The 6,003-nt window shown below is 63.1% G+C and carries 7 protein-coding genes; 2 read left to right on the top strand and 5 right to left on the bottom strand.

Features of this window, described 5'->3' with window-relative positions; translation table 11 throughout:
- From Q0071_RS00595 to Q0071_RS00575, 5 genes are all read right to left on the bottom strand, one after another.
- On the bottom strand, window positions 1–839 hold an 839-nt coding region (locus Q0071_RS00595), incomplete at its 3' end, for an acyl-CoA dehydrogenase family protein (protein ID WP_298164105.1).
- Window positions 836–1,711, bottom strand: coding sequence for a CoA ester lyase (locus tag Q0071_RS00590; protein ID WP_298164103.1), 876 nt, complete (start codon window positions 1,709–1,711; stop codon window positions 836–838). The genes Q0071_RS00595 and Q0071_RS00590, both read right to left, overlap by 4 nt.
- Complete coding sequence (locus Q0071_RS00585) at window positions 1,708–2,160, bottom strand: MaoC family dehydratase (protein WP_298164101.1); 453 nt, start codon at window positions 2,158–2,160, stop codon at window positions 1,708–1,710. Before Q0071_RS00585 ends, Q0071_RS00590 begins: the two co-directional genes overlap by 4 nt.
- A gap of 14 nt (window positions 2,161–2,174) precedes the next feature.
- Window positions 2,175–3,374 carry an acetyl-CoA acetyltransferase gene (locus tag Q0071_RS00580; protein WP_298164099.1) on the bottom strand — a complete coding sequence of 400 codons (1,200 nt, stop codon included), beginning with the start codon at window positions 3,372–3,374 and terminating at the stop codon, window positions 2,175–2,177.
- A complete protein-coding gene (locus tag Q0071_RS00575) occupies window positions 3,374–4,816 on the bottom strand; it encodes an OB-fold domain-containing protein (protein ID WP_298164097.1) in 1,443 nt (480 codons plus the stop codon). Before Q0071_RS00575 ends, Q0071_RS00580 begins: the two co-directional genes overlap by 1 nt.
- A 157-nt stretch (window positions 4,817–4,973) precedes the next feature.
- On the opposite strand from Q0071_RS00575, the gene Q0071_RS00570 reads away from it, so the two are divergent.
- Both Q0071_RS00570 and Q0071_RS00565 read left to right on the top strand, forming a co-directional pair.
- Window positions 4,974–5,096, top strand: a complete 123-nt coding sequence (locus Q0071_RS00570) for a hypothetical protein (protein WP_298164095.1) — start codon at window positions 4,974–4,976, stop codon at window positions 5,094–5,096.
- Window positions 5,093–6,003 (top strand): acyl-CoA dehydrogenase family protein (locus Q0071_RS00565; RefSeq protein ID WP_298164094.1); only part of this gene is annotated, 911 nt, incomplete at its 3' end. The genes Q0071_RS00570 and Q0071_RS00565, both read left to right, overlap by 4 nt.

Below are 6,003 nucleotides of genomic sequence, written 5' to 3'. Positions count from 1 at the left end.
TCGAATACCACGCGTTCCTTCGCGTAGTTCACGCCCCGCCGCAGCGCATCGCGCCCGATGCCGATGGCCTCGGCGCCGATGAGGATGCGTTCGGGATTGAGGCTGTGGAGGATGTAGCCGAAGCCCTTCCCTTCCTCGCCGATGCGGTCCTCGTCTGGAATGAACAGCCCGTCGATGAAGATCGCGTTCGAATCCACGGCCTTGCGGCCCATCTTGTTGATCAGTCGCACATCAATCTTGGACCGGTCGAGATCGGTGTAGAAGATCGTGATGCCATCAGTTGGCCGGGCGCAGTCCTCGAACTTGGTCGTGCGAGTCAGAAGCATGATCTTGTTCGCGACTTGGGCGGTCGAGGTCCAGACCTTCTGGCCGTGAACCACATAACCGCCCGGCACCTTCTCGGCGAACGTCTTGATGCGCGTAGTGTTGAGCCCAGCGTCAGGCTCGGTAAAGCCGAAGCAGCACTGGTCCTCGCCCGAAACGAGCCGCGGGACCCAGCGCGCCTTCTGCTCAAGTGTGCCCTCCACCACGATGGGATGCGGGCCGAACAGGTTGATGTGGATGGTCGAAGCCGCCGCGAACCCGCCGCCGCAAGCCGCGACCTCACTCATCATTGTCATTGCCTCGGTCACGCCGAGGCCCGAACCGCCGAATTGCTCAGGCATGGTAATGCCAAGCCAACCGCCATCGGCCATCGCGCGGTGAAATTCGCGCGGGAACTCGCCGTCATCATCGCGGGCGAGCCAATAGTCATCGCCGAACGGCGCACAGGCGGCGCGAACGCCTTCGCGGATGGCCTGAAGGTCTTCCTCGGTGGGAAGCGGGCGAGCTTGGGTCATGCGGTTTCTCCGACGGCTGCCAGCGTCTTAAGCGCGGCCTTGAGGTGCGGGATATCGACCATCTTGCCGTCGATCCCGAGCGTACCGGCGTCGGGATTGGCGGCGAATGCGTCCACGATCCGGCGGGCATGCGCGACCTCCTCGTCCGAGGGGGTGAAGCAGCGGTTGATCGTGGCGACCTGATCAGGATGGATCGCGATACGGCCCAAGAACCCGTCGCGACGAGCCCGGCGGCAATCGGCCTCAAGCCCCGCCCCGTCGCGAAAATCCGCATAAAGCGTATCGACCGGCATCAATCCGGCCGACGCCGAGGCGAACAGGCACAGCGAGCGCGCAAAGCGATAGGGCTCGGTCCACTGGCCATCCGGTTCCTTGTTGTCCGTCGCACCGATGGCGGCCGCAAGGTCTTCCGCGCCCCACGTCAGGCCAATCAGGCGCGGATGCGGCGGGGTATAACTGCCGAGCGCAAACATCGCCTGCGGAGTCTCAGTGGCGACGACCATGATCTTGACCGTACCGGGCGCCATTCCGGCGGCGGCCTCCAGCGGATCGATCATCCCTGCAATCGTCGCGATATCGTGCGCACCATTGGCCTTGGGCACAAGAATGCCAGCAAGTCCCGGGCGCACCACAGCGGCGAGATCATCGGTGGTAAGACTGGTATCTAGCGGATTGACCCGCACGAACAAGCTGGCCTCGACATCGTCTGCCTCGCACAGCCACCCCGCCACGAGATCACGTGCAGCGGCTTTCATCGACGGCGCAACCGCATCCTCCAAATCGAGGATCAGCACATCCGCGCCAGCCGAACGTCCCTTGGCGAACTTGCGCTCGCTGTCTCCTGGTACAAACAGAAGCGAGCGCAGCCTCATGCCGGCTTCTTCATCATCAGCGCGTTGCGCACAGTGCGGCATACCACTTCGTTGCGCTGGTTAAGCCCGATGTGCTCGAAGGTGACGATGCCCTGCGTGGGCCGTGATTTGCTTTCTCGCAGCTCCAGCACCCGCGTTTCGGCGCGGAGCGTATCGCCCGAGAACACCGGCTTGGGGAACGTCGTCTCAGTCATCCCAAGATTGCCTACAGTGGTGCCCATGGTGGTGTCCTGCACGCTGAGTCCGATCACCAGTCCGACCGTGAAGATCGAGTTCATCAGCGGCTGGCCGAACTCGGTACCTTCGCAATAGGCATGATCGATATGTATCTGCGCCGGATTGTAGGTGAGCGAAGAAAACAGGCTGTTTTCATAGTCCAGCACGGTCTTGCGGACCTCGTGCCGGAAGACCTGCCCCACCGTGAATTCGTCAAACCACAGGCCTGCCATTTTTCAAATCCCTCTCAGTTCAACCGGCCGAGGATCGCAACGGCGGCCACGCTGTTGAACGGCGATCCGCCCAAGTTGTGCGTCAGGCCAAAGTCGACCTTGCCTCGCTGGCGCTCACCTGCCCGGCCCTGAAGCTGGGTATAGACCTCGTAGGCCATGCGCAGACCAGAGGCACCGACCGGATGCCCAAAGCACTTGAGCCCACCATCAAGCTGGCACGGGATCGCACCGCCGCTATCAAAACGCCCGTCGAGGATATCGGCAGGCGCGCGGCCGTCGTCCGACAGGCCGAGGTCCTCCATGATCACCAGTTCGGTGATGGAGAAGCAGTCATGCACCTCGGTCATGTCGAGTTCGGCGCGCGGATCACGGATACCGGCTTCGGCATAGGCGCGCGCGGCGGCGGCGCGGGTATTGGGCACCGAGGCCCCATCCCATGCGCCGAACTGCATTTCCCAGCCATTGCTCGCCGAAAGCTGGATCGCCTTGATCGTTACCGGGTCAGCCTTGCCGAGCGCGCGGGCAATTTCGGGCGTGGTCACAATGGCGGCGGCAGCTCCATCCGAAACCCCGCAGCAATCGAACAGGCCCAGCGGATCGGCGATCAGCGGCGCGTTCAGGATCTTTTCCATATCGACCGCGCCGCGCAGGTGCGCTTTGGGCGACAGCGCGCCGTTTTGGTGGCTCTTCCACGAAACATGCGCCATCGCACGCTTGAGATCTCCGACAGCAATGCCGTGCCGCGCAGCATAAGCACCAGCGAGCTGGGCAAAGGTTCCCGGCGCAGAGCCATAAGGCATCCACAGATCGTTCTGCATACCCTTGGTCCGCAGCGGCAGCCCGCCGTAGCCGGTATCCTTTAGTTTCTCGACGCCAATCGCCAGCGCGATATCCACTGCGCCCGAAGCGACGGCATAAGCCGCACCGCGCAGCGCCTCGGTGCCCGTGGCGCACATGTTTTCGACCCGGGTGACGGGCACTGTACTGAGCCGCAGCGCGTGCGCGGCAGGCAGCGCACTGTTGCCGACGTTGATGTCATCAAGCGCGTTGCCGACCCAGGCGGCTTCGATTCGCGCGCGCTCGATGCCGGCATCGGCCAGCGCTTCGAGAAACGCCTCGACCATCAACCCGTCCGCACCCACATCCCAGCGCTCGCCAAACCGCGTGCAGCCCATGCCGATGATGGCCACCTTGTCGCGTATTCCCGTGGCCATCAGGCGTCTCCCAGCACGGGCCGCATCAACGGCGCCGCTTTCCAGAAGTAGGTGCGAAAGCCGAGACGGCGGTTCTGCGCTTTGATGCGCAGCCGCATCCGCACCCGGTCGCCGACACGAAAGCCTTCGGCGGGGCGATTGACCATTTCCACCAAGACGCGGGCGCCATTTTTGAATTGGACAAGGCCGAAGTCAAAAGGCGGATCTGGGCTGAAGTTGAGCCGGTCGGCTGTGATCGAAACAATCCTCGCTTCAAGATCGGCTAGCCGCACGTCCTCCATCATTTCGACCTCAGACAGCGCCGGATTGACGGGGAAGGCGCTCTTGGGGAACTGCACGTTGCCGGTGCTGTCGCGCCCGCCGATGAAGCCGATCATATCGCGGCCCACCCGTTCGAGAACAGTCGCTTGCGCCTTCTGCTCGAATTCGGCGCGCATGCCCCAGTCGAGCTCGAGCGAACCAGTCAGGCTGAGGAAGCGCGAATAGCTCGCGAGGACCTGCCCTTCCTTGAGCGCCGCCGCCATGGCGCTCGCCCCCGGAACCGGACTGGTCACCTCGAACACCATGGCATCGGCGCCGCTGCCGAAGCTGACGAGGAGCACAAAGTCACCAACTTCTGCCGTGTCGAGCGCGAGACCGAGCCCATAGAGGGCGTGGGCCGTGCCCAGATCGCCGGCCATTTCGGAAACCGCTTCACAATGATTGGGGATGCCGCAGTCCAGCGCCTTGGCCACTGCACGCCAGCACCCGCCAACCGGTTCATGCACGGCGGCATGGGCAAGTTGCCCGGGCGCAATGCCGGCAGCTACACACGCTGCGCGCACCACCGGCACTAGCACTTCGGCCACTGCCACATCGCGCACGAAACGCTCTTCATATGCGTAGGTGAACGGATGATCGCGCGACGCGTAGCGGTCGACCAGATCGTGCGAGAGGCTGGCATGGCCCGCGAGCCTCGCGGGCGCATCAGGCCCAGTGCGCACAGCCGCCGCGCCGTCGCCGAAGGTGAGTTGCGCCGCACTGCCCGGTTGGGTGGGCCGCTTCTCTCCAGCCGTCACGATCTCGTCTCGCCTGCCCAACAGGGCATCGAGCATGGCCGAGGTGGCAGCGCGCCGCGAATTTGCGGCATCGCTGGTGCGCACCGTGCGCGGCATGGCTAGTGCATCGAGAGCCATCCCGCTTTGCGCGCGATCGGTGAAATAGGCTGAAGTCGAGGCAAACCGGAGCGCGTCCGGCGCGCTTTCCCGGCACAGCTGGCGGGCCGCTTCTACCGCCATCGTGAGCGCGTCCTCATCCCAATCGGCAACGGATCGCATTCCCGCTCGCGGCATCGGCAGGCCAGACCAGCCCAGTTCGCGGGACGCTGCCTTCCGGTCTAGCCGAAGCAGCGGGACATAGCCGCCGAGCGCGGCAACACCGAACGATTGCGCTAGCCCTGACACCCGCTTCTCCTCAATCCGATACCCTGCCTTATCGCTCCAAGGTGGCGGTTTTGCACCACTCGCGCTTGACAGTCTCAAATACAGTAGTAAACAGCTTCACATTGTCTGGCAAGAGCAATTGGCCTTGAGGCTAGGCTGGTGAGGCAAGGAGGGGCCGATGACCATTTTCACCGATGACACGCAAACTGGCCAACCCGCAGCAGTCGCCGCAGGTCAGCACTTCGCCGGCCCAACTCCTGCCACCGACCGCCAGCTCTCGCGTTTGAAGGCTACCCAATGATTGAACGTTCGATATTCCAGCCCGAGCACGAAATGTGGCGCCAGACAGTGCGTCATTTCGTCGAGAAAGAGATCGTCCCCTTCCACGATCAGTGGGAGAAAGACGGGATTGTACCGCGTGATTTGTGGCTCAAGGCGGGCGAGGCTGGCATGCTATGCTGCACAGTGCCCGAAGAATACGGCGGCCTTGGCCTCGACTATCTATTCGACGTGGTCGTGTTCGAGGAACTTTGGCGGGTGGGTGCAAGCGGCCCGGGTTTCCTGATCCATGCGGATCTGGTCGCCACCTATATCCTCAGCTCCGGCAACGAAGAGCAGAAGCGCCACTGGCTGCCCAAGATGGTGCGCGGCGAGGCTATCGGCTCGCTCGGCATGACCGAGCCGCATGCGGGCAGCGACCTTAAAGCTATCCGCACCAAGGCCGAGCGCGATGGCAACCACTTCGTCATCAATGGGCAGAAAGTGTTCATTTCAAACGGCCAGATGTGCGACGTGCTGGTGCTTGCCACCAAGACCGATACTGCGGCCGGCGCCAAAGGCGTGACGCTGTTTCTCGTCGATGCTTCGTTACCCGGCTTCAATCGGGGCAAGAATCTCGACAAGCTGGGGATGAAGGCGCAGGACACCTCAGAGTTGTTCTTCGACAACCTGCGCGTTGATGCAGATGCGATGCTGGGCGAGGAAGGCAAAGGCTTCTCGCTGATGATGACCAAGTTGGCGCAGGAGCGGCTGGCGCAGGCGATCCGCTCGGCCACCGTGGTCGAGACGGTGATTGACTACACGGTCGAGTACACCAGCGAGCGCCGGGCCTTCGACCAGACCATCGCGGACTTCCAGAACACCCAGTTCGTGCTCGCCGACTTGAAGGCCCGTAGCGTGATGGCACGCGTGTTTACCGACAAGTGCAT

Origin of the sequence: Novosphingobium sp. (genome assembly GCF_027486195.1) — a bacterium.
Classification (GTDB): Bacteria; Pseudomonadota; Alphaproteobacteria; order Sphingomonadales; family Sphingomonadaceae; genus Novosphingobium.
The sequence above is the reverse complement of the archived record's forward strand: the minus strand, read 5'-3'. Positions and strand labels throughout refer to the sequence as shown.